This is a genomic window from Isoptericola sp. MSGPD8_1_ISO-PGPR-S23-394 (assembly GCF_058072785.1).
The window spans coordinates 2,036,654-2,057,180 of the sequence record NZ_CM176517.1; the positions used below are offsets into that span (position 1 = coordinate 2,036,654).

Below are 20,527 nucleotides of genomic sequence, written 5' to 3' on the forward strand. Positions count from 1 at the left end.
GCCCCGGTACCGACCGGGGCCGTCCCGGACGCCACACGGCGCCCGGGTTCGTGCTCATCCTCTCAGGGCGACGGTGCGCGGGCCCACCGGGGCCGGCAGCTCCGTGCTCCCCTGGAGGAACTTGTCCACCGCGGCCGCGGCCGCGCGCCCCTCGGCGATCGCCCACACGATGAGGGACTGGCCGCGACCGGCGTCGCCGGCCACGAAGACGCCCGGCAGCGTGCTCGCGTAGTCCTCACCGCGACGCACGAGCCCACGACTGGTGGTCTCGGCGCCGGTCTGGGTGACCAGCTCCTCGGTCTCCGGGCCCGTGAACCCCATCGCGACGAGCACCAGGTCCGCCGGGATCTCCCGCTCGGTCCCGGCCTTGGGCACCCGCCGACCGTCGGCGAGGTACTCGGTCTCCGCGACCTTCAGGGCACGGACCGCACCGTGCCCGTCGTCGACGAACTCTACCGTCGAGGCGAGGAACGTCCGTTCGCCGCCCTCCTCGTGCGAGGTCGAGACCTCGAACAGGATCGGGTCGGTGGGCCACGGCTGGTGCGGCGGTCGCTCGGACGGCGGCGTCTTGCCGATCGCCAGGGTCGTCACGCTGGCGGCGCCCTGCCGCAGCGACGTACCGACGCAGTCGGAGCCGGTGTCGCCGCCACCGATGACGACGACGTGCTTGCCCTCGGCGTGCGGCGCCCCGTCGACGGGGTCTCCCGCCACGGCCTTGTTCGACGGCGTCAGGAAGTCCATCGCCGGGTGCACGCCCTCGAGCTCCTTGCCCGGGACGGTGAGCTCGCGCGGCACGGTGGCACCGGTGGCGACGACCACGGCGTCGAACCGACGGCGCAGCGCGTCCCACGTGATGTCCTTGCCGATGTCGACGCTCGTGCGGAACCGCGTGCCCTCGGCCTCCATCTGGGCCAACCGACGCTCGATGTGCGACTTCTCGAGCTTGAAGTCAGGGATGCCGTACCGCAGCAGGCCGCCGATCGCGTCGTCCCGCTCGTAGACGACCACGGTGTGACCCGCACGGGTCAGCTGCTGCGCCACCGCGAGCCCCGCCGGGCCGGACCCGACGACGGCCACCGTGGAGCCCGTGAGCCGCTGCGGCACCTGCGGTGTCACCAGCCCCCGCTCGAACGCCTCGTCGATGATCGAGACCTCGATGTTCTTGATCGTGACGGCCGGCTGGTTGATGCCCAGCACACAGCTCGTCTCGCACGGGGCGGGGCAGACCCGGCCCGTGAACTCGGGGAAGTTGTTCGTCGCGTGCAGTCGCTCGATGGCGTCGGCCCACTGGTCCGTCCGGACCAGGTCGTTCCACTCGGGGATGAGGTTCCCGAGGGGGCAGCCCTGGTGGCAGAACGGGATGCCGCAGTCCATGCACCGGCCGGCCTGCTCGGCCAGCCGACCACCGAGGAGCGGCTCACCTTCCTTGCGGTGCGCGTGCACGTCCTTCCAGTCGCGCAGACGTACCTCGACGGGGCGGTTCGGCGGGAGCTCGCGCTCCCGCACCTTCAGGAATCCACGCGGGTCAGCCACGGGCCACCTCCATGATGTGCTCCCAGAGGGAGGGGTCGAAGTCTTCGCCCTCTCCCAAGGGCGTGCCGGCGGACTCCGCCTCGGCCAGTGCCGTGCGGACGTTCGCCCAGGCCGGGGGCAGGACGCGGGAGAACCTCGATCGCGTCCCGTCGTCCGCGAGCAGCTCGGCGGCCACCGGGGACCCGGTCTCCTCGTGGTGCCGGGCCAGCAGCTCCTGCACACGGGTCCAGTCCGCGTCCTCGAGCGGTCCGACGACGAGCTCGCCGGCGGCGACGGACGCCGTGTTCATCGCGGCCTCGCGCAGGTTCAGCACGTAGGCCACCCCGCCGGACATCCCGGCGCCGAAGTTGCGGCCCGTCGGGCCGAGCACGACCACCTCGCCGCCCGTCATGTACTCGCAGCCGTGGTCGCCCACACCCTCGACGACGAGCGTCGCCCCCGAGTTGCGGACGGCGAACCGTTCGCCGACGCGGCCCCGCAGCAGGATCTCGCCGCTCGTGGCGCCGTAGCCGATGACGTTGCCGGCGATGACGTTCGCGGCACCGTCGAGGACCGCCGCCCGGTCCGGGCGCACGACGATGCGTCCGCCGGACAGACCCTTGCCGACGTAGTCGTTGGCGTCGCCGAAGAGCCGCAGCGTCACGCCGCGGGGGACGAACGCACCGAACGACTGACCGGCCGAACCGGTCAGCGTGACGTCGATGGTGTCGTCCGGGAGCCCTTCGCCGCGGTAGCGCTTGGTCACCTCGTGCCCGAGCATCGTGCCGACCGTGCGGTTGACGTTGCGCACGGGCACCTCGATGCGCACGGGCCGGGCGTCCTCGAGCGCCGGTGCCGCCTGCGCGATGAGGTGCTGGTCGAGCGCCTTGTCCAGGCCGTGGTCCTGCTCGCGGGTGCGGTGCAGCGCCGACCCGGCCGAGTGCTCGACGCGGTCCAGGACCGGTGCCAGGTCGAGACCCTGCGCCTTCCAGTGGTCCACGGCCTTGCGCGTGTCGAGCGCCTGGACCTGGCCGACCGCCTCGTCGATCGAGCGGTACCCCAGCGACGCGAGGTGCTCGCGCACCTCGGTCGCGATGAACTCGAAGAAGTTGATCACGAACTCCGGCTTGCCGGTGAACCGGCGGCGCAGCTCGGGGTTCTGCGTGGCGACCCCGACCGGGCACGTGTCCAGGTGGCAGACCCGCATCATGATGCAGCCCGAGACGACCATCGGCGCGGTGGCGAAGCCGAACTCCTCCGCGCCGAGCAGCGCGGCCACGACGACGTCCCGGCCCGTCTTCATCTGGCCGTCGACCTGCACCGTGATCCGGTCACGCAGGTTGTTCAGCACGAGCGTCTGCTGGGTCTCGGCCAGGCCGATCTCCCACGGCGTACCGGCGTGCTTGAGCGAGGTCAGCGGGCTGGCGCCCGTGCCGCCGTCGTGCCCCGAGATGAGCACGACGTCCGCGTGCGCCTTGGACACGCCGGTGGCCACCGTCCCCACACCGAACTCGGACACGAGCTTGACGTGCACACGTGCGCTCGGGTTCGCGTTCTTCGCGTCGTGGATCAGCTGGGCCAGGTCCTCGATCGAGTAGATGTCGTGGTGCGGCGGCGGCGAGATGAGGCCGACGCCAGGCGTCGAGTGCCGCGTCCTGGCCACCCACGGGTAGACCTTCGGTCCGGGGAGCTGGCCGCCCTCGCCCGGCTTCGCACCCTGGGCGAGCTTGAGCTGGATGTCGTCGGCCTGGGTCAGGTACTCGGACGTCACGCCGAACCGGCCCGAGGCGATCTGCTTGACGCGCGACCGCCGCTGCGGGTCGTAGAGACGCTCGGGGTCCTCGCCGCCCTCGCCCGAGTTGGACCGGCCTTCGAGCTCGTTCATCGCGATCGCGAGCGTCTCGTGCATCTCCTGGCTGATCGCGCCGTAGGACATGGCACCGGTGTTGAACCGCTTGACGATCTCGCTGACCGGCTCGACCTCGTCGATCGGGATCGGCTCCCGGTCGGGGTTGAACCGGAGCAGACCCCGCAGGGTCATGAGCCGCTCGGACTGCTCGTCGACCCGGCGCGTGTACTGGCGGAAGATCTCCATCCGGCCTGTCCGGGTGGCGTGCTGGAGGCGGAAGACGGTCTCCGGGTCGAAGAGGTGCTCCTCCCCGTCACGACGCCACTGGTACTCACCACCGGTCGTCAGCCGCTCGTGCGGGGCGTGGTTGCCCGAGGCCGGGTAGGCCTCGGCGTGGCGCGCCGAGGTCTCGGCCGCGATCACGTCGAGGCCGATGCCGCCGAGCCGGCTGGTGGTGCCGGTGAAGTAGTCGTCGACGAGCTGCTGGGAGAGCCCGATGGCCTCGAAGACCTGCGCACCGCGGTACGACATGATCGTCGAGATGCCCATCTTGGACATCACCTTGAGCACGCCCTTGCCCAGCGCCTTGATCAGGTTGCGGACGGCCTGGTCGGGCGCGACGCCGAGGTAGCCGCGCAGCGCGAGGTCCTCTACGGTCTCCATGGCGAGGTAGGGGTTGACCGCGGCCGCCCCGTAGCCGATGAGCAGCGCGACGTGGTGCACCTCACGCACGTCACCGGCCTCCACGACCAGGGAGATCCGGGTGCGGGTGTGCCGGCGCAGCAGGTGGTGGTGCACGGCGCTGGTGAGCAGCAGCGACGGGATCGGTGCCCGCTCGGCGTCCGAGTCGCGGTCCGACAGTACGATGTGCGTCGCCCCGGTCTCGATCTGGGCGTCGATCTCCGTGAAGATCTCCTCCAGCCGCGCCTGCAGCGCCCGGCCGCCGCCGGAGACGTCGTACAGGCCGCGCACGATCGCCGCCCGGAACTCCCCCTCGAGGCGCGCGTCACGGTCGATGCGCACGATCTTGGCGAGCTCGTCGTTGTCCAGCACCGGGAACGGCAGCAGGAGCTTGCGGGCGTGCAACGGGGTGTCGTCGAGCAGGTTCGGCTCGGGTCCGATGGCGCCGCCGATCGAGGTCACCAGCTCCTCGCGGATCGCGTCCAGCGGGGGGTTGGTGACCTGGGCGAACATCTGGGTGAAGTAGTCGAACAGCAGCCGCGGACGGCTGGAGAGCACGGCCACCGGCGTGTCCGACCCCATGGCGCCCAGGGGCTCCATGGCGTTGTTCGCCATGGGGGTCAGGATGACCTTCAGCTCTTCGGACGTGTAGCCGAAGGCGCGCTGGCGGCGCTGGACCGACGCCGGCGAGTGGGCGACGTGCTCCCGCTCGGGCAGCGATCCCAGCGAGATCGAGTTCTCCTCGACCCACTTCGCGTACGGCCGCTGCGCGGCGAGCTGGGACTTGACCTCGTCGTCCTCGACGATCCGGCCCTGGTCGGTGTCGACCAGGAACATCCGGCCGGGCTCGAGACGGCCCTTGCGCACGATGGTCGCCGGGTCGAGGTCGAGCACGCCGGCCTCGGAGCCGAGCACGACGAGACCGTCCTCCGTCACCCAGTAGCGTCCCGGGCGCAGACCGTTGCGGTCGAGGACCGCCCCGATCAGCGTGCCGTCGGTGAACGTCAGGCAGGCCGGGCCGTCCCACGGCTCGATGAGGTTGGCGTGGTACTCGTAGAACGCCCGCCGTGCCGGGTCCATCTCGGCGTGGTTCTCCCACGCCTCCGGGATCATCATGAGGACGGAGTGGGGCAGCGACCGCCCGGACAGGTGGAGCAGCTCGAGCACCTCGTCGAAGCTGGCCGAGTCGCTCGAGCCGGCCGTGCACACCGGGAGCAGCGGGCCCAGGTCGCCGAGGGCGTCGCTGGCGAGGGTGCCCTCGCGAGCGGCCATCCAGTTCCGGTTGCCCCGCACGGTGTTGATCTCACCGTTGTGGGCGATCATGCGGAACGGCTGGGCCAGCGGCCACGACGGGAAGGTGTTCGTGGAGAAGCGTGAGTGGACCAGCGCGATCTCGGACGCGTAGCGCGGGTCGGACAGGTCGGGGAAGAACGGCTCGAGCTGCGCCGTGGTGAGCATGCCCTTGTAGGTGAGCGTGCGTGCCGACAGCGAGGCGAGGAACAGTCCCTGCTCGTTCTCGGCGCGCTTGCGCAACCGGTAGGCACGCCGGTCGAGCTCCAGGCCCGCGAGCTCTCGAGCCGGGTCGGCCACGATGACCTGACGGAACGTCGGCATGGAAGCCCGTGCCGTCGGCCCGACGAGGTCGGCCGTGACCGGCACGTCGCGCCAGGCGAGCACGTCGAGCTTCTCCTCGACGGCGATCGCCTCGAACCGCCGGGCGGCGGCGTCGGCCTCGGCGGCGTCCTGCGGGAGGAACGCCATGCCGATCGCATAGCGCCCCGCCGGCGGGAGCTCGACCGCGACGACGTCACGGACGAACGCGTCGGGGATCTGAGTGAGGATCCCCGCCCCGTCGCCGCTGTTCTCCTCGGCACCGACCGCACCGCGGTGGTCCAGGTTGAGCAGCGCGGTGAGACCCGCGTCGACGATGTCCCGTCCGGGCGTCCCGCGCAGGGTCGCGACGAACGCGACACCGCACGCGTCGTGTTCCGTCGCGGGGTCGTAGAGGCCCTGCGCCTCGGGTGGCGCGACCCAGTGCTGCGGCGTGGTCATCAACACCGTCCTCCTGTGCGCCCGCACGCGGGCGCGTCTGCTTCAAGGGTGGATCGGGACGTCGTCGGCCCGTCGGACTCTGCCAGGTGACGCTCTCCGGGTGGTGACCCGGTCGGCGACGCCTCAGCCGCGCGGTGCCGGGTCCTGGTCGGGCCCGGACGCCGACGCTTCCGTGTCGGTCGTGTCGGTGGTGTCCACGTCGGTCGCGGCCTGGGCCGTGCCGTCGGGGTCACCGTCGGTCTCGGTCTGCGCATCGGCTTCCGGGGCGTCGGAACGACCCGGCAGCGCGACACCGTCCTCGCGACCGGGATGCAGCCGGCCGATGACGACGAACGCGACGAGGGCTCCCAGGCCCACGACGATCGAGGTCCACACGTTCAGCCGCAGCCCGAGCACCATCTCGGCGGTGTCGATGCGGAGCATCTCGATCCACACCCGTCCGAGGGTGTAGAGCGCGACGTAGGCCCAGAATACCCTCCCATGACCGAGCCTGTACCGGCGGTCGAGCCAGAGGAGAAGTGCGGCCGCGGCGAGGTTCCAGACGATCTCGTACAGGAACGTGGGGTGGAACAGCGTGCCCTCGGCATACTGCATCCCCGTGGCCGGGTCGATCGGCAGGTTGCCGGCATCGATCTCCAGGCCCCACGGCAGGTCGGTCGGGGCGCCGAACAGCTCCTGGTTGAACCAGTTGCCCAGCCGGCCGATCGCCTGGGCCACGAGCAGCCCGGGGGCCAGGGCGTCCGCGAAGGACGACAACCGCACACCGAGCCGGCGACAGCCGATCCACGCGCCGACGGCGCCCAGGGCGACGGCACCCCAGATCCCGAGGCCGCCCTCCCAGATGTAGAGGGCGCTGACGGGGTCGCCGCCCTCGCCCCAGTAGGGGTCGGGCGTGGAGATCACGTGGTAGAGCCGGCCCCCGACGATGCCGAACGGGACGGCCCAGAAGGCGATCTCGAGCACGTCGTCCGGATCACCGCCGCGGGCCTTCCACCGCCGCATGGTCAGCCACGCCGCGACGACGATCCCGGCGAGGATCGCCAGGGCGTAGGCCCGGATCGGCAGCGGACCGAGGTACCACGTGTGCTGGGACGGGCTGGGGATCGAGGCGGCGAGCTGGCCGATGACGGTCACGAGTCTCCTCCGGTCGTGCGGGCGCGCGCGACTCCGGCCGCGAGCTCGGCCGTCACCCTACCGAGGGCGTCCAGCCGCTCGGCCCACGGGTCGTCCGACAACAGGGTGCGCACGAGCGCCGACCCGACGATGACCCCGTCGGCGAACCGGCCCACCTCGGCGGCCTGGTCACCGGTGGAGACGCCCAGGCCCACGCACACGTGCCGGGCGCCCGCGGCGCGGGTGTCGGCGACCAGCTCCTCGGCCCGTCGGCCGACGGACTCCCGGGCGCCCGTGACGCCCATCGTCGACGCGGCGTAGACGAACCCGCGCGACGCCCGCGCGGTCAGCCGCAGGCGTTCGGGCGTCGAGCTCGGCGCCACGAGGTAGACCTTGTCCAGCCCGTGCTCGTCGGCCGCCGCGCTCCATTCCTCCGCCTCGTCGGGGATCAGGTCGGGTGTGATCATCCCCGCACCGCCGGCACCTGCCAGGTCGCGGGCGAAGGCACCGACGCCGTACCGCAGCACCGGGTTGTAGTAGGACATCACCAGCGCCGGCACGGTGCCGCCCGACCGCTCCGAGACGGCCTCCACGACGGAGAGGACGTCGCGCACGCGCGCGCCGGCCAGCAGCGCGGCCTCGGCGGCACGCTGGATGACCGGACCGTCCATCACGGGGTCCGTGTAGGGCACCCCGATCTCGACCACGTCGACGCCGGCGTCGACCATCGTCGTCACCGCCTCGATCGAGCGCCGCACGTCCGGGAACCCGACGGGCAGGTAGCCCACGAGCGCCGCCCGGCCGGCACCGGCCAGCTCGTCCAGGCGCGCCGCGGTCTTCGACGATGTCACCGTCCCGCTCACCGGTCCCCCTCCGTCGCGTCGTCGTCGAGGAGGCCGAACCAGCGCGCAGCCGTCGCGACGTCCTTGTCCCCGCGGCCCGAGAGGTTGATGAGCAGGACCTGGTCCGAGCGTCCCTCGGCGACCAGCCGGCGTCCGAGCCGCAACGCACCGGCCAGCGCATGCGCCGACTCGATCGCGGGGATGATGCCCTCGGTGCGGCACAGCAGCCGGAAGGCCTCCATGGCCTCGGCGTCCGTGACCGGTTCGTAGGTGGCGCGTCCGATGTCGTGCAGCCACGAGTGCGCGGGGCCCACGCTCGGGTAGTCGAGGCCGGCAGAGACCGAGTGGCTGGGTCGCGTCTGCCCGTCGTCGTCCTGGAGCAGGTAGGAACGGGCCCCGTGCAGCACGCCGGGCGCGCCACCCGAGAACCGGGCCGCGTGCCGGCCGGACTCGATGCCCTCTCCCCCGGCCTCGAACCCGTAGAGCTCGACCTGCGGGTCGTCCAGGAACGCGTTGAACAGCCCGAGGGCGTTGGACCCGCCGCCCACGCACGCCGCGACGACGTCGGGCAGCCGCCCTACGCGCTCGAGGATCTGCTCGCGGGCCTCCTCGCCGATGATCCGGTGGAACTCGCGGACCATCTCCGGGAAGGGGTGGGGGCCGGTCACGGTGCCCAGGAGGTAGTGGGTGCGGTCGACGTTGGTGACCCAGTCGCGCAGCGCCTCGTTGATCGCGTCCTTGAGCGTGCGGGTGCCGATCGCCACCGGCACGACCGTCGCGCCGAGGAGCTCCATGCGTGCCACGTTCAACGCCTGGCGCTGCGTGTCCTCCTCGCCCATGTAGACCACGCACTCGAGGCCGAGCAGGGCGGCCGCCGTCGCCGTCGCGACACCGTGCTGGCCGGCACCGGTCTCCGCGATGACGCGCGTCTTGCCCATGCGCTTGACGAGCAGCGCCTGGCCGAGCACGTTGTTGATCTTGTGCGAGCCGGTGTGGTTGAGGTCCTCGCGCTTGAGGAGCACCCGGACCGGCGCGACGCCGTCGCCGTCCGCCGGCGCGATGTGCTCGGCGAACCGCGGCACCTCCGTCAGTGGTGAGGGACGGCCGGTGTAGTCACGGTGCAGGCGGGACAGCTCCGCCGCGAACCCGGGGTCGTCCTGAGCCTTGCGGAACTCCGTCTCCAGCTCGTCCAGCGCGGCGATGAGCGCCTCGGGGACGTACCGTCCGCCGAACTGCCCGAAGTACGGGCCGTGGACGTCGGCGAGCTTCTCGGCCACCTGGTGAGCCAGGGTCTCGGTCAGCGCGGATCGCACGGGCTGCTCGGGCTGCTCGGGCACAGGCGCTCCTTCAGGGCGTCGGGGGGTCAGGTCGGTACGGCGGCGTCCGCCACGGGGTCACGGCTGGGCGGCGGGACGCACGGACCACAGGGCCGGGTGCTGACCGGCGGCCACCAGGTCCGCGACCGAGCGGCGCGGTTCGCCGTCCGTCACCAGGGCCTCGCCGACAAGGACGGCGTGGGCACCGGCGCGAGCGTAGTCCATGACGTCGTGCGGGCCGCGCACCCCGGACTCGGCGACGCGGACCACGTCGTCAGGGATGAGCGGCGCCAGCCGCCCGAACGTGTCCCTGTCGACCTCGAGCGTCTTGAGGTTTCTCGCGTTCACGCCGACCACGCGGGCACCGGCGTCGAGAGCGCGCCGCACCTCGTCCTCGGTGTGCACCTCCACGAGCGCCGTCATCCCGAGGGAGTGGACGCGCTCCACGAGCGACGTCAGGACCGTCTGCTCGAGCGCCGCGACGATGAGCAGGACGACGTCGGCGCCGTGCGCCCGCGCCTCCCACACCTGGTACGGGGTCACGACGAAGTCCTTGCGCAGCACGGGGACGTCGACGCGTGCCCGCACCGCGTCGAGGTCGGCCAGGCTGCCGCCGAAGCGCCGCTGCTCCGTGAGCACCGAGATCACGCTCGCCCCGCCCGCCGCGTACTCGACCGCCAGGGCTGCGGGATCGGTGATGTCCGCCAGGGCGCCCTTGCTCGGGCTCGACCGCTTCACCTCGGCGATGACGGCGACCTTGTCCTCGGACAGCAGCCGACCGCAGCACTCGAGGGCTCCCGGGACCCTGGCGGCACGTTCCTTCAGCTCGTCGAGCGAGGTGCGGGCCTGCCGCACGGCGAGATCCTCGCGGACTCCCGCGACGATGTCCTCCAGGACCGTCATGCTCTCCCCTCCCTCGTCGTCTTGCTGCCATGGTAGGCCCGTCTCACCGGCGCGCCGACCACCGCTCGAGGGTCGAGACGCTCGTGCGGGGCGCGCGCCCCGGCCTGCCGCGCCCCGCGGCCCACATCGTTATCGCTCCGTGACGGGACGCTGCCCCGACGCGACGGCGCCCGCACCTGGTCGGGTACGGGCGCCGTCGGAGTCGTGCGGGCGGTCGCGGGGCGACCTCGTGGGTCAGTGGGACCCGGCAGGACGGCGGGGCTCCACGCCGTCCTTGGGCTGGCCGTATCCCATGTTGCGCAGGACGAGTCCGGCCACGCAGGCGAGCAGCACGATCACCAGCCCCACCCAGAACAGCACGAACGGGACGCCGGGCAGGCAGCCGACCGACGACACGAGAGCACCGGTCATGATGCCGATCATGGCCGTCCAGGCCGCGACGGTGTGGCCGTGGTTCGTGGGCGGGACCGCGTCCGGCAGGTAGATCGGCTCGGCGGTGGTGTTGTCGGTCATGTGCGGGGCAAACCTTTCGTCGCGTGCTGCTGGGGTCAGACTACCGGTCGGCGGACGGGTCGGTGCCGTGCGAGAGGGCGTCCCAGTCCGCCTGGGCGTCCGGGTCGCGGTCGGCTGGTCCGCCGGACCCGGTGGCGCTCCGGGGACCGGCACCGGCCCGCTCGTGCCGCCGGTCCCCGAGGGTCCACGAGCGCACCCCCAGGGCCGCGAGCACGGAGACCAGGACGACAGCGGCGCCCACGGCGACGGTCAGCCACGGCCAGGCCGTGACCGTCACCGGCGAGGTGAGGGTCGTCACGCCGGCGGCGTCCGCCGCGGCCGCGACGGCCGGAGCCTGCGGGTCCTGGAGCACGGCTCCGGCACCGAGGGCCACGGTGGCCCCCGCCAGGGCGGTGGCGGCCAGTGCGACCCATCGCGCCACGCGCCCCGCCAGCGTCGCCGCGAGAGCCCCCGCCAGGACGACGAAGGCGGCCGCGCTCACCGCCGGCGCCGCCGTCGTGCCCGGCACCTCCACCGCCACCTGCGGCTCGAGGGCCGTGGCGACGGTGGTGCGCAACCACACCGGGGCCGACACGGCGAACGCCGCGCCACCCAGCACCAGCAGGAGGACGACGGCGCGGGACCGGGAACGGATCACGGCGTCGTCCCCGCTCCCGCCGGGCTCGCCGCGGGCGACGTGCCGAGGTCGGTGAACCGGGCGGCGAGCTGCACTGCCCGGACCGCCGCCGCGGCCTTGTTGCGCGACTCCTCGTACTCCAGCGCCGGCACCGAGTCCGCGACGATCCCGCCGCCGGCCTGCACCGAGGCGCGGCCGTCGCGCAGCAGGGCGGTCCGGATGGCGATCGCCATGTCCATGTTCCCGCCGAAGTCGAAGTAGCCGCAGGTCCCCCCGTAGATGCCGCGGGAGGCCGGTTCGAGCTCGTCGATCATCGCGATCGCCCGTGGCTTCGGCGCGCCGGACAGGGTGCCCGCGGGGAACGTCGCGCGGAACGTGTCGAGCGCCGTCGCCCCGGGGCGCAGGCGCCCGACGACGGTCGAGCACAGGTGCATGATGTGGCTGAAGCGGCGCACCGTCATGTACTCCACGACCTCCACCGAGGTGGGCTCGCACACCTTGACCATGTCATTGCGGGACAGGTCCACCAGCATGAGGTGCTCGGCCCGTTCCTTGGGGTCGGCGAGCAGCTCCTCGGCGAGCTCGACATCGTCCTCGACCTTCTCCCCGCGGGGCCGCGAGCCCGCGATCGGGTACGTCGTCACGGATCCGTCGTCGACCTTCACCAGGGTCTCCGGGCTCGCCCCGACGACGGCGAAGTCTCGCCCGCGGTGGTCGGCGAGCTGGAAGTAGTACATGTACTGGCTCGGGTTGATCGTGCGCAACGCGCGGTACACGTCGAGCGGCGGGGCCGGGCAGTCGAGGTCGAGCCTCTGGGACAGCACGACCTGGAACACCTCGCCGTCGCGCACCCCCTCCTGGCCCGCCAGGACGGCGTTCTCGTACTCGGCGCGCGTAGAGCGGAACTCGATCTCCGGCTCGGGCACGTCGTCGCGCAGCACGGTCCGCTCGGCGCGGTGCGAGGCCGCCAGCCGCTCCGCGAGCAGGTCGAGCCGGGCGACGGCGTCCGCGTGCGCCTCGTCGACGCGCTCGTCCGTGCCGTCGGCGTTGATCGCGTTGGCGATGAGCCACACCGACCCCGTCAGGTGGTCCACGGCCACGAGGTCCGTGGCCAGGGTCAGGGCCACCTCCGGCACGTCGAGCTCGTCGGGGGCTTCCGCCGGGAGCGTCGGCTCCCAGTGACGCACCACGTCCCAGCCCATCGCTCCGACGAACCCGCCGGTCAGCGGCGGCAGGCCCTCCACCGGCACGGTCCGCAGGGCCTCCAGCGCGGACTCCAGGACGTCGACGACGTCACCCTCCACGGGGATCCCGGCCGGCACGTCCCCGGTCCACACCGCCCGTCCGCCGTCGGACAGCAGCGTCGCGCGCGCCTCGACGCCGACGAACGACCACCGCGACCACGACCGGCCGGCCTCCGCGGACTCCAGCACGAACGTGCCGGGCCGCCCGCCGGCCAGCGAGCGGTACAGACCCACGGGGGTCACGTCGTCGGCCAGGACGCGGCGGACCACGGGGATGACGCGGCGGTCGCGCGCCAGCTCGCGGAAGGTGTCCAGCCGCGGCCACGTCGCACCCCAGGTGAGGTCCTCGGCCGTGGGCGCGACGGCGGGGGCCGCAGGACGGGGCGGGGTGGTGGGCGTGCCGGCGTTCGTCACCGGGCCTCCTCGGTCTCGTCGGGGTGCTCGGCAGGGCTCCCGTCGGGGCGGGTACCGACGACGGCGGGCAGCTCGCCGCCGGCGTCGAAGCAGGTGCGCGCGCCGGTGTGGCAGGCGGCGCCGACCTGGTCCACCCGGACGAGCAGGGCGTCGCCGTCGCAGTCGATCGCGACGCTCTTCACGTACTGGTAGTGACCGGAGGTGTCACCCTTGCGCCAGTACTCCGACCGCGACCTGCTCCAGAACGTCACCCGCCCCTCGGACAGGGTGCGACGCAACGCCTCGTCGTCCATCCAGCCCAGCATCAGCACGTCCCCGCTGTCGTGCTGCTGCACGATCGCGGCGACCAGTCCCTGGTCGTCGCGCTTGAGGCGGGCGGACAGCTCGGTTCGCAGCGGTCCGTCGTTCAGTTCGGGCAGGTCAGGCACAGCCGACATCATCCCACGCTCCACGGCGTGCCGGGCGGGGTGTCCACCGCCGCGGAGCCGGCACCCGGCCCTCGCAACGCCGCCCGCCGCCGCGCCCGGTAGGCCGCGGCCTTGACCCGGTTGCCGCACCCCTCCATGCCGCACCAGGTGCGCCGGGCGCCCCGCGAGCGGTCCAGGAAGAGCCGGGTGCACCCGGGGCGAGCGCACTCCTTGAGGCGCACCCCGGGATCGCCCAGCACCTCGACTGCGCCCCGGGCGATCTGGGCGAGCACCGCTCGCAGGTCGCCCTCCCGCCGGAACCCGTCGTCGCCGAGCGTCACCGCGGGCGCCGGTCCGGCCGCGGCGGCGTTGACGACCTCGAGGGCCCGCGGGTCGAACGCCCGGCCGCGGACCCGGTCGAGGGCCAGCCGGTGGACCGCCTCGCGCAACGAGAGCGCGGCGGTGAAGGAGGTCTCGTCGACGGTCACGCCGTCCGGCAGCGGTTCGCACCGCGCGATCCACCGCTCGAGGTCGCCCGGCGCCCCCAGCAGGTCGACCCGCTGGTCCTCACGAGACAGCACCGTACCGACAAGGTCGAGGGCAGGGTCGCCGCTCACGAACGCGAAATCCACGTCACCATCTTGACCGGTGACGCCGACAGGCGCAAGATCGTCACGGGTTCAGGCGGTGACGACAACGGGAGATCATCATGGTGGCTCACGAGAGCACCTCGCAGATGACCGGGGCGCGCACGGTCGGGTTGCAGGGCGTCGAGGTCGTCGTGCTCGACGTGCTCGGCACGCTCGTCGACGAGCCCGGCGGGTTGCGCGCGGCGATCTGCGAGGCGGCGCCCGGGCTCGACGAGCCCGCCGTCGACGAGCAGCTCGCCGCGTGGACACGGCACCGGGACCGTGAGCAGGGGCGCATCGCCCGGGGCGAGCGGACCTACGTCAGCACCGACGTCATCGATCGCGAGGCCGCCGAGACGATCGCCGACCACGCCGGGCTCGCGGACCCGGCAGCGGTCCACCGCCTGGCCACGGCCGCCCGTCGTCTCTCCCCCTGGCCGGACACCGTCGCTGCGCTCGAGCGCCTCGTCGGCCGGCTGCCCGTCCTGGCCCTGTCCGACGCGAGCCGAGCCACGCTGCTGCGGCTGGGCGCGAACGCCGGGCTGCGCTGGCACCTCGCCCTGTCCGGTGAGGACGCCCGCGCCTACAAGCCGGCGCCGGAGGTCTACCGGCTCGCCCTCGACGCGGCGCGCAGCCGACCGGACCGGGTGCTCATGGCGGCAGCACACGCCTGGGACCTCCGCGCGGCCCGCGCGAGCGGCCTGCGCACCGCCTGGGTGCGGCGGCCGGTCGGCGAGGCGCCGGCGGCCGACGACGACGACGTCGACGGCCGGTTCGACGGCCTGGACGAGCTGGCGACCGCGCTCGGCAGCGGATAGCCGCGACGGGTCAGCGAGTCTGGGCCATCCAGCTCGCGTGCATCCGGGCGTACACACCGTCCGCCGCCGCCAGCTCGGCGTGCGGTCCCACCTCGACCACGTGGCCGTCGTCGACCACGACCACCAGGTCGCTCGACTCGGCGGTCGACAGCCGGTGCGCGATCGTGATCGTCGAGCGGCCCGACGTGAGCGCGTCGAGCGCCCGGGCGATACGCACCTCGGTGGCGGGGTCGACGGCGGAGGTCGCCTCGTCGAGGACCAGCAGGTCGGGCGCGGCGAGATAGGCCCGGGCGACCGCCACGAGCTGACGCTCCCCCGCCGACAGCGACTCCCCGCGCTGGCCCACGTCCGTGTCCAGCCCCGCGGGCAGGTCCGCCACCCAGTCCGCCAGGCCCAGGGCGTCGAACGCCGCGGCGACCCGCTCGCGCACCTCGTCGCCGCCGGCTTCCCCGGTGCTGCCGGAACCGCCCGGTGTGCGCAGCCCGTAGGCGACGTTGCTCAGGACCGTACCGTCGAACAGGAACCCCTCCTGCGGGACGAGCACCACCCGTTCGCGCAAACGGTCGAGGGAGATCTCGCGCAGGTCCGTCCCGTCCAGCTCGACCCGGCCCGACGTCGGGTCCATCAGCCGCGCGACGAGCTTGGCGACCGTCGTCTTGCCCGACCCGGTCTGGCCGACCACCGCGATCTTGCGGCGGGCCGGCAGGTCGAGGTCGATGCCGTGCAGCACCTCCGGCCCGTCCGGGTAGGAGTACCGGACTCCCCGCAACGTGACGCGGGCGTCGCCGCGCGGGCTGTCGGCGCCGTCGGCCCCCGCGTCCACGACGTCCAGCGGCGTCTCGACGACGGCCAGCACGCGCCGCCAGCCGGCGACGGCGTTCTGGAGCTCGTTGAGGATCTCGGTGGCCATCTGCACGGGCCCGGTGAACAGCTGGACGAGGAACAGGAAGGCCACGAGCTCGCCGGCGGTGAGCCCGCCACCGATACCGAGGTAGGAGCCCACCACGACGACCACGGCGAGCACCAGGTTGGCCATGAAGGTCCCGGACGAGAACACGCTGCCCACCAGCAGCATCGCCCGGCTCTGGGCCACGCGCGTGCGTTCGACCGCGGCGTCCACACGACGGCCGGTCCGGTCCGCCACCCCGTAGGCCCGCACGGTCTCGGCGCCGACGACGGCCTCCGAGACGGCCCCGAGCATCGCCCCGATCCGCTCGCGCACCCGCCCGTACGCCCGTCCGACGGCTCGCTGGGCATAGCGCAGCACCAGGAACAGCGGGACGAAGCACGCCCAGACCACGACGGTCAGCAACGGCGAGTAGACGGCCATGAGGACCGTGGCGACGACGATCTGCAGCGAGCTGACCAGCAGCATGATGCCGCCCCACTGCACGAACTGGGAGATGGTGTCCACGTCGCTGGTGACCCGCGAGACCAGCGAGCCGCGGCGCTCGGAGCCCTGGGACAGGGTGGACAGGTCGTGCACGTGCCGGAACGCCCGCTCGCGCAGCTGCGCCAGCCCCGCCTCCGTGCTGCGGAACAGCCGGATGTTGACGACCGCCGTGCACAGCCCGGCGACGAGGACGGCCCCGGCGGCCAGCCCGGTCAGCAGCGCCACACGGGTCGCGTCCGGCCCGCCGTCGGCCAGGATGCCGTCGTCGATCGTGCGCTGGACCGCCAGGGGGACGACCACACGGCCGGCGGCCGCGAGCACGGCCAGCGCGAGCGTGAGCCAGATGCCGTGCACGATCTGCGGTGAGATCTCCACGCCGCGGCGCAGGGTGGCCAGCACGCCGAGCTCGCTGGCCGAGGCGATGCGCGACTCGCTCATCGGGTCACCTCCTCCTCGTCCCACGGTTCATGGACCTCGGTGCCCGCCGCCCGTTCGTCCGCGAGCTCCTGCTCCCGCCGGGCCGTCTCGGTCTCGTAGGCCGTGGCGAGCTCCCGGTAGCCGGCGTCCCGCGCCAACAGCTCGGCGTGGGTGCCCACGTCCACCACGTGCCCGCCGTCCAGGTGGACCACGACGTCGGCCATCGTCACCGACGACATGCGGTAGGCGACCATCACGACGGTCGTCGCCCGGCGACCGTCGGCCGTGGCCGCGAGCCCGGTGAGGATCTGCTGCTCGACACGAGGGTCCACCGCGCTCGTCGCGTCGTCCAGGACCAGGAGCCGGGGCCGGCGCACCAACGCTCGCGCGATGGCGAGACGCTGTCGCTGCCCGCCCGACAGGTTGGCCCCGCGCTCGCCCAGCGGGGCGTCGAGGCCCTCGGGCAGCGCCCGCACCACGTCGTCGACGTGGGCCAGGCGCAATGCCTCCCACACGGCGGCGTCCACGTCCGGCCCCGTCTCGTCGGCCAGGGTGACGTTCGCCCGCACCGTGTCCTCGAAGACGAAGGTCTGCTGGGCCACAAGGGCGACCTGGGCCGGCACCTCCCCGTCGGCGAGCGTGCGCAGGTCGGCGCCGTCGAGCGACACGGTCCCGCGGGTGGGGTCGCTCAGCCGACTCAGCAGCGAGACGAGCGTCGTCTTGCCGGCTCCCGTGGGGCCGACCACCGCGACGGTGCTGCCGGCGGCGACGTCGAGGGTGACGTCGTCGAGCAGCGTGGCGGTCCGCCCGATCGAGGGCACGTCCACCCCCACCCCCTCGAGCCGCACGGCCAGCCCGCTCCGTCCACACGGGAGCGGGTCGGTGCCGGCGGCGATCTCCCCGCGGGCGTCGAGCACCCGGGTGATGCGCTCGTGCCCCACGAGGGCACGCGGCAGCTCGCCGAGCACCCAGCCGAAGGCACGGACCGGCACCGCCATGATCGTCAGGAGGTAGGCCGCGGTGACGACGTCGCCGACGTCCACGGCTCCGCTCGCCGCCTGCCACGCCCCGACGGCCAGCACGAGGAGCGTGCCCAGGCTGGGCAGGAGCTCGATCACGGGGTCGAAGACCGCACGGACCGTCCCCACCCGCACGTTCGCCTGCCGCAGCGCGTCGGTGCGCTCGGCGAACCGCCGCTCCTCACGGTCGGCCGTCCCGAGGGACTTGACCAGCAGCGCCGCCTCGAACGACTCGTGCGCGACGTCGGCGACCTCCGCGCGCAGCTGCTGCGCCCGGGTGGCGGCCGGCGACATGTGCCGCTGGAAGACGAGGTTCGCGACGATCGCGGCCGGGATGACCACGAGCGCCGCGGCGGCGAGCCACGGGTCGGTGGCGATCAGCATGACCGTCGCGACGCCGATCATCACCACGACGCCGAGGGCGAACGGCAGCGGGTTGAACACCCCGGTGGCCGCCTCGACGTCGGCGCTGGCGTTCGACAGCAGCTGGCCGGCGGGGTGCGCCCGGTGCCAGGACATCGGCAGGCGCAGGTACTGACGCGACAACGCCCGACGATGCTGGGCCTGCAGCCCGGCGTTGCCCCAGCCGGCCCAGATCCGCCGGCCCGCGACCGACAGCGCGAGGGTCAGCGCGACCAGCGCCAGCACGCCGCCGGCCAGCCAGATGTCCTCTCGCGCCGCCGGGTCGCCGCCGAGCGCCGGCACGACGACCGCGTCGGTCGCCCAGCCGACGGCGCGGCTGACCGCGACGGTGGCGGCGCCGAAGACGGCCGAGGCGGCGACCGCCAGCCCGTACAGACGGGGCTCCGCGCGCATCCCGCGCCACAGGAGCGCCGCGCTGCGGCGCAGCCTCGACCCCGTGAGGGTGGTCGTCTCGGGGCCGGGTCCGGGCACAGCATTCCTCGCAGTCGTCAGGGATCGAATCGATCCTAACGTCTGCGACGGGGGTGCTGTGATCAGCGCACCTCGACGCCCGCCGCGCGCATCGCGTCCTTGACCTGACCGATCGTGAGCGTCCCGAAGTGGAACACGCTCGCGGCCAGGACGGCGTCCGCACCCGCCCGGGCGGCCTCCACGAAGTGCTCGGGGACCCCAGCGCCGCCGGACGCGATGAGCGGCACCGACACCCGCTGACGCACCGCGCCGAGCATCTCCAGGTCGAAGCCGGCGGTGGTGCCGTCGGCGTCCATGGAGTTGAGCAGGATCTCGCCGGCCCCGAGCCCCGCGGCGCGCTCCGCCCACTCCACGGCGTCGATGCCCGTGCCCCGTCGTCCGCCGTGGGTCGTGACCTCGTACCCGGACGGCGTCGTCGTGCCCCCGGCGGTCCGCCGGGCGTCGACCGACAGGGTCAGCACCTGGTTGCCGAACCGGTCCGCGATCTCGGAGATCAGCTCCGGACGTGCGATGGCCGCCGTGTTCACGCCGACCTTGTCGGCGCCGGCCCGGAGCAGCCGGTCGACGTCGTCGGTGGTCCGGACCCCACCGCCGACGGTGAGAGGCACGAAGACCTGGTCGGCGGTGCGCCGCACCACGTCGACCATCGTCTCCCGGCCGCCGGAGGACGCCGACACGTCGAGGAACGTCACCTCGTCGGCGCCCTCCGCGTCGTACCGGTCGGCGAGCTCCACGGGGTCCCCCGCGTCTCGCAGGTTCGTGAAGTTCACGCCCTTGACGACGCGTCCTGCGTCGACGTCCAGGCACGGGATCACCCGTACGGACACGCTCATCTGCTGGTCACCCTCCAGTGGTCCGGTCCTCGGTCGCCTCGTCCTGGGCGGCCGGTCCGCTCGCGTCCGACGGTTCCTCGTCGGAGCCCTCCTCCGGGTCGTCCCCGGATTCGTCTCCGGTGGTCTCCTCGGTGACCTGGTACCTCGCGTCGAGGATGTCGACGACGTACACGAGCGTCTCGTCCGCGAGGTCGCTGCCGGTGCCACCGTAGCCGAGCCGGGGCGGGACCACGAGCAGCACCTGAGACCCGACGGACTGCTCCAGCAGGCCCTGGTCCCAGCCTTCGATGAGCCGACCGATGCCGATCGTCTCGGACTGCGGTGCGACGCCGTCCGCCCAGCTCGAGTCGAACACGGCGGCGTCGCTCCACCGCAGCGCCTCGTAGCGCACCGTGACCACCTGGCCGACGTCGACCTGCGGCCCCGATCCACGCACCAGCGGCTGCACCACCAGCTCGTCCGGCGGGTCGCCGTCCGGGAGCCGCACCGACGGTGAGCCGTCCGCGTCCCGCACCACACGCGGGAGCTCCTCGGACGTCTCCACCACGGTGCCCGACGCCCGGGTGGGCAGCACGTCCACGACGAGCACGACCGGTACGTCACCGTCCTGCTCGACCACCAGAACCCGGGCCCCGACGCGCTTGCCGCGCAGCGACTCGTAGAGGTTCTGCCCCAGCGACTCGGGATCGAAGGTGTACCAGGCAGGCGCGTCGAGATACGTGGAGGAGATCACGCTCCCGTCACGGCCGTCCTCGGCATACAGGTGGAGCAGCACCGGACCGCCCTCCTCGATCTCCTCGCCGGCCCCGGGCCGGATGGTCCGGGAGCCCGCGCGCACCACGTCGTACGGCTGCGGGTACTCCACGACGGGCGGCTCGCCCTCTGGACCGCTCACCTCGACCGGCGCCTGGGAGGGTGCCGTCGCCGGGTTCAGCTGCTCGATCGGTGACGAGCACCCCGCGAGCACCAGCGCCACGGCGAGCCAGGCGCCGACAACGGCGACGAGCGAGCGGGGACGACGGAGCAGCACCGGGACAGTCTGCCACGCTCCCGACGACGGCC

The 20,527-nt window shown here is 73.2% G+C and carries 16 protein-coding genes; 1 reads left to right on the forward strand and 15 read right to left on the reverse strand.

The window, feature by feature from the left end; all coding sequences use genetic code 11:
- Positions 1 to 54: 54 nt before the first annotated feature.
- From AC3RJ8_RS09285 to AC3RJ8_RS09335, 11 genes are all read right to left on the reverse strand, one after another.
- The gene (locus tag AC3RJ8_RS09285; protein WP_489712364.1) at positions 55 to 1,533 is read right to left on the reverse strand and encodes a glutamate synthase subunit beta; all 1,479 of its coding nucleotides are present in this window, start codon (positions 1,531 to 1,533) and stop codon (positions 55 to 57) included.
- Positions 1,526 to 6,094, reverse strand: a complete 4,569-nt coding sequence (gene gltB / locus AC3RJ8_RS09290; RefSeq protein ID WP_489712365.1) for a glutamate synthase large subunit — start codon at positions 6,092 to 6,094, stop codon at positions 1,526 to 1,528. Before gltB ends, AC3RJ8_RS09285 begins: the two co-directional genes overlap by 8 nt.
- A gap of 123 nt (positions 6,095 to 6,217) precedes the next feature.
- A complete protein-coding gene (gene lgt, locus AC3RJ8_RS09295) occupies positions 6,218 to 7,228 on the reverse strand; it encodes a prolipoprotein diacylglyceryl transferase (RefSeq protein WP_489712366.1) in 1,011 nt (336 codons plus the stop codon).
- Positions 7,225 to 8,058, reverse strand: coding sequence for a tryptophan synthase subunit alpha (trpA, locus tag AC3RJ8_RS09300; RefSeq protein ID WP_489712367.1), 834 nt, complete (start codon positions 8,056 to 8,058; stop codon positions 7,225 to 7,227). Before trpA ends, lgt begins: the two co-directional genes overlap by 4 nt.
- Positions 8,059 to 8,066: 8 nt before the next feature.
- Complete coding sequence (gene trpB, locus AC3RJ8_RS09305) at positions 8,067 to 9,338, reverse strand: tryptophan synthase subunit beta (protein WP_489715610.1); 1,272 nt, start codon at positions 9,336 to 9,338, stop codon at positions 8,067 to 8,069.
- A 105-nt stretch (positions 9,339 to 9,443) separates the two neighbouring features.
- The gene (gene trpC / locus AC3RJ8_RS09310) at positions 9,444 to 10,268 is read right to left on the reverse strand and encodes an indole-3-glycerol phosphate synthase TrpC (protein WP_489712368.1); all 825 of its coding nucleotides are present in this window, start codon (positions 10,266 to 10,268) and stop codon (positions 9,444 to 9,446) included.
- Positions 10,269 to 10,502: 234 nt separating this feature from the next.
- Positions 10,503 to 10,781, reverse strand: a complete 279-nt coding sequence (locus tag AC3RJ8_RS09315) for an HGxxPAAW family protein (RefSeq protein ID WP_489712369.1) — start codon at positions 10,779 to 10,781, stop codon at positions 10,503 to 10,505.
- 40 nt (positions 10,782 to 10,821) lie between these two features.
- Complete coding sequence (locus tag AC3RJ8_RS09320; protein WP_489712370.1) at positions 10,822 to 11,418, reverse strand: Trp biosynthesis-associated membrane protein; 597 nt, start codon at positions 11,416 to 11,418, stop codon at positions 10,822 to 10,824.
- Entirely contained in the window at positions 11,415 to 13,055 is a 1,641-nt protein-coding gene (locus tag AC3RJ8_RS09325; protein WP_489712371.1) for an anthranilate synthase component I, read from the reverse strand. The genes AC3RJ8_RS09320 and AC3RJ8_RS09325 overlap by 4 nt, the downstream gene beginning before the upstream one ends.
- Entirely contained in the window at positions 13,052 to 13,492 is a 441-nt protein-coding gene (hisI, locus tag AC3RJ8_RS09330; protein ID WP_489712372.1) for a phosphoribosyl-AMP cyclohydrolase, read from the reverse strand. The genes AC3RJ8_RS09325 and hisI overlap by 4 nt, the downstream gene beginning before the upstream one ends.
- Complete coding sequence (locus tag AC3RJ8_RS09335; RefSeq protein ID WP_489712373.1) at positions 13,492 to 14,094, reverse strand: CGNR zinc finger domain-containing protein; 603 nt, start codon at positions 14,092 to 14,094, stop codon at positions 13,492 to 13,494. The genes hisI and AC3RJ8_RS09335 overlap by 1 nt, the downstream gene beginning before the upstream one ends.
- A gap of 77 nt (positions 14,095 to 14,171) precedes the next feature.
- Here AC3RJ8_RS09335 and AC3RJ8_RS09340 point away from each other — a divergent pair, with 77 nt between their 5' ends.
- Positions 14,172 to 14,909 (forward strand): haloacid dehalogenase type II, encoded by a 738-nt coding sequence (locus AC3RJ8_RS09340; protein ID WP_489712374.1) that lies wholly within the window; start codon positions 14,172 to 14,174, stop codon positions 14,907 to 14,909.
- A 10-nt stretch (positions 14,910 to 14,919) separates the two neighbouring features.
- Here AC3RJ8_RS09340 and AC3RJ8_RS09345 read toward each other — a convergent pair whose 3' ends face one another.
- The 4 genes from AC3RJ8_RS09345 to AC3RJ8_RS09360 all read right to left on the reverse strand — a co-directional run bounded on the left by AC3RJ8_RS09345 (position 14,920) and on the right by AC3RJ8_RS09360 (position 20,495).
- Complete coding sequence (locus tag AC3RJ8_RS09345; protein WP_489712375.1) at positions 14,920 to 16,740, reverse strand: ABC transporter ATP-binding protein; 1,821 nt, start codon at positions 16,738 to 16,740, stop codon at positions 14,920 to 14,922.
- On the reverse strand, positions 16,737 to 18,554 hold the full coding sequence (locus AC3RJ8_RS09350; protein ID WP_489715611.1) for an ABC transporter ATP-binding protein: 1,818 nt from the start codon (positions 18,552 to 18,554) through the stop codon (positions 16,737 to 16,739). Before AC3RJ8_RS09350 ends, AC3RJ8_RS09345 begins: the two co-directional genes overlap by 4 nt.
- Before the next feature lie 140 nt (positions 18,555 to 18,694).
- The gene (gene hisF / locus AC3RJ8_RS09355; RefSeq protein WP_489712376.1) at positions 18,695 to 19,465 is read right to left on the reverse strand and encodes an imidazole glycerol phosphate synthase subunit HisF; all 771 of its coding nucleotides are present in this window, start codon (positions 19,463 to 19,465) and stop codon (positions 18,695 to 18,697) included.
- 7 nt (positions 19,466 to 19,472) lie between these two features.
- On the reverse strand, positions 19,473 to 20,495 hold the full coding sequence (locus AC3RJ8_RS09360) for an FKBP-type peptidyl-prolyl cis-trans isomerase (RefSeq protein WP_489712377.1): 1,023 nt from the start codon (positions 20,493 to 20,495) through the stop codon (positions 19,473 to 19,475).
- Between the last annotated feature and the right edge of the window lie 32 nt (positions 20,496 to 20,527).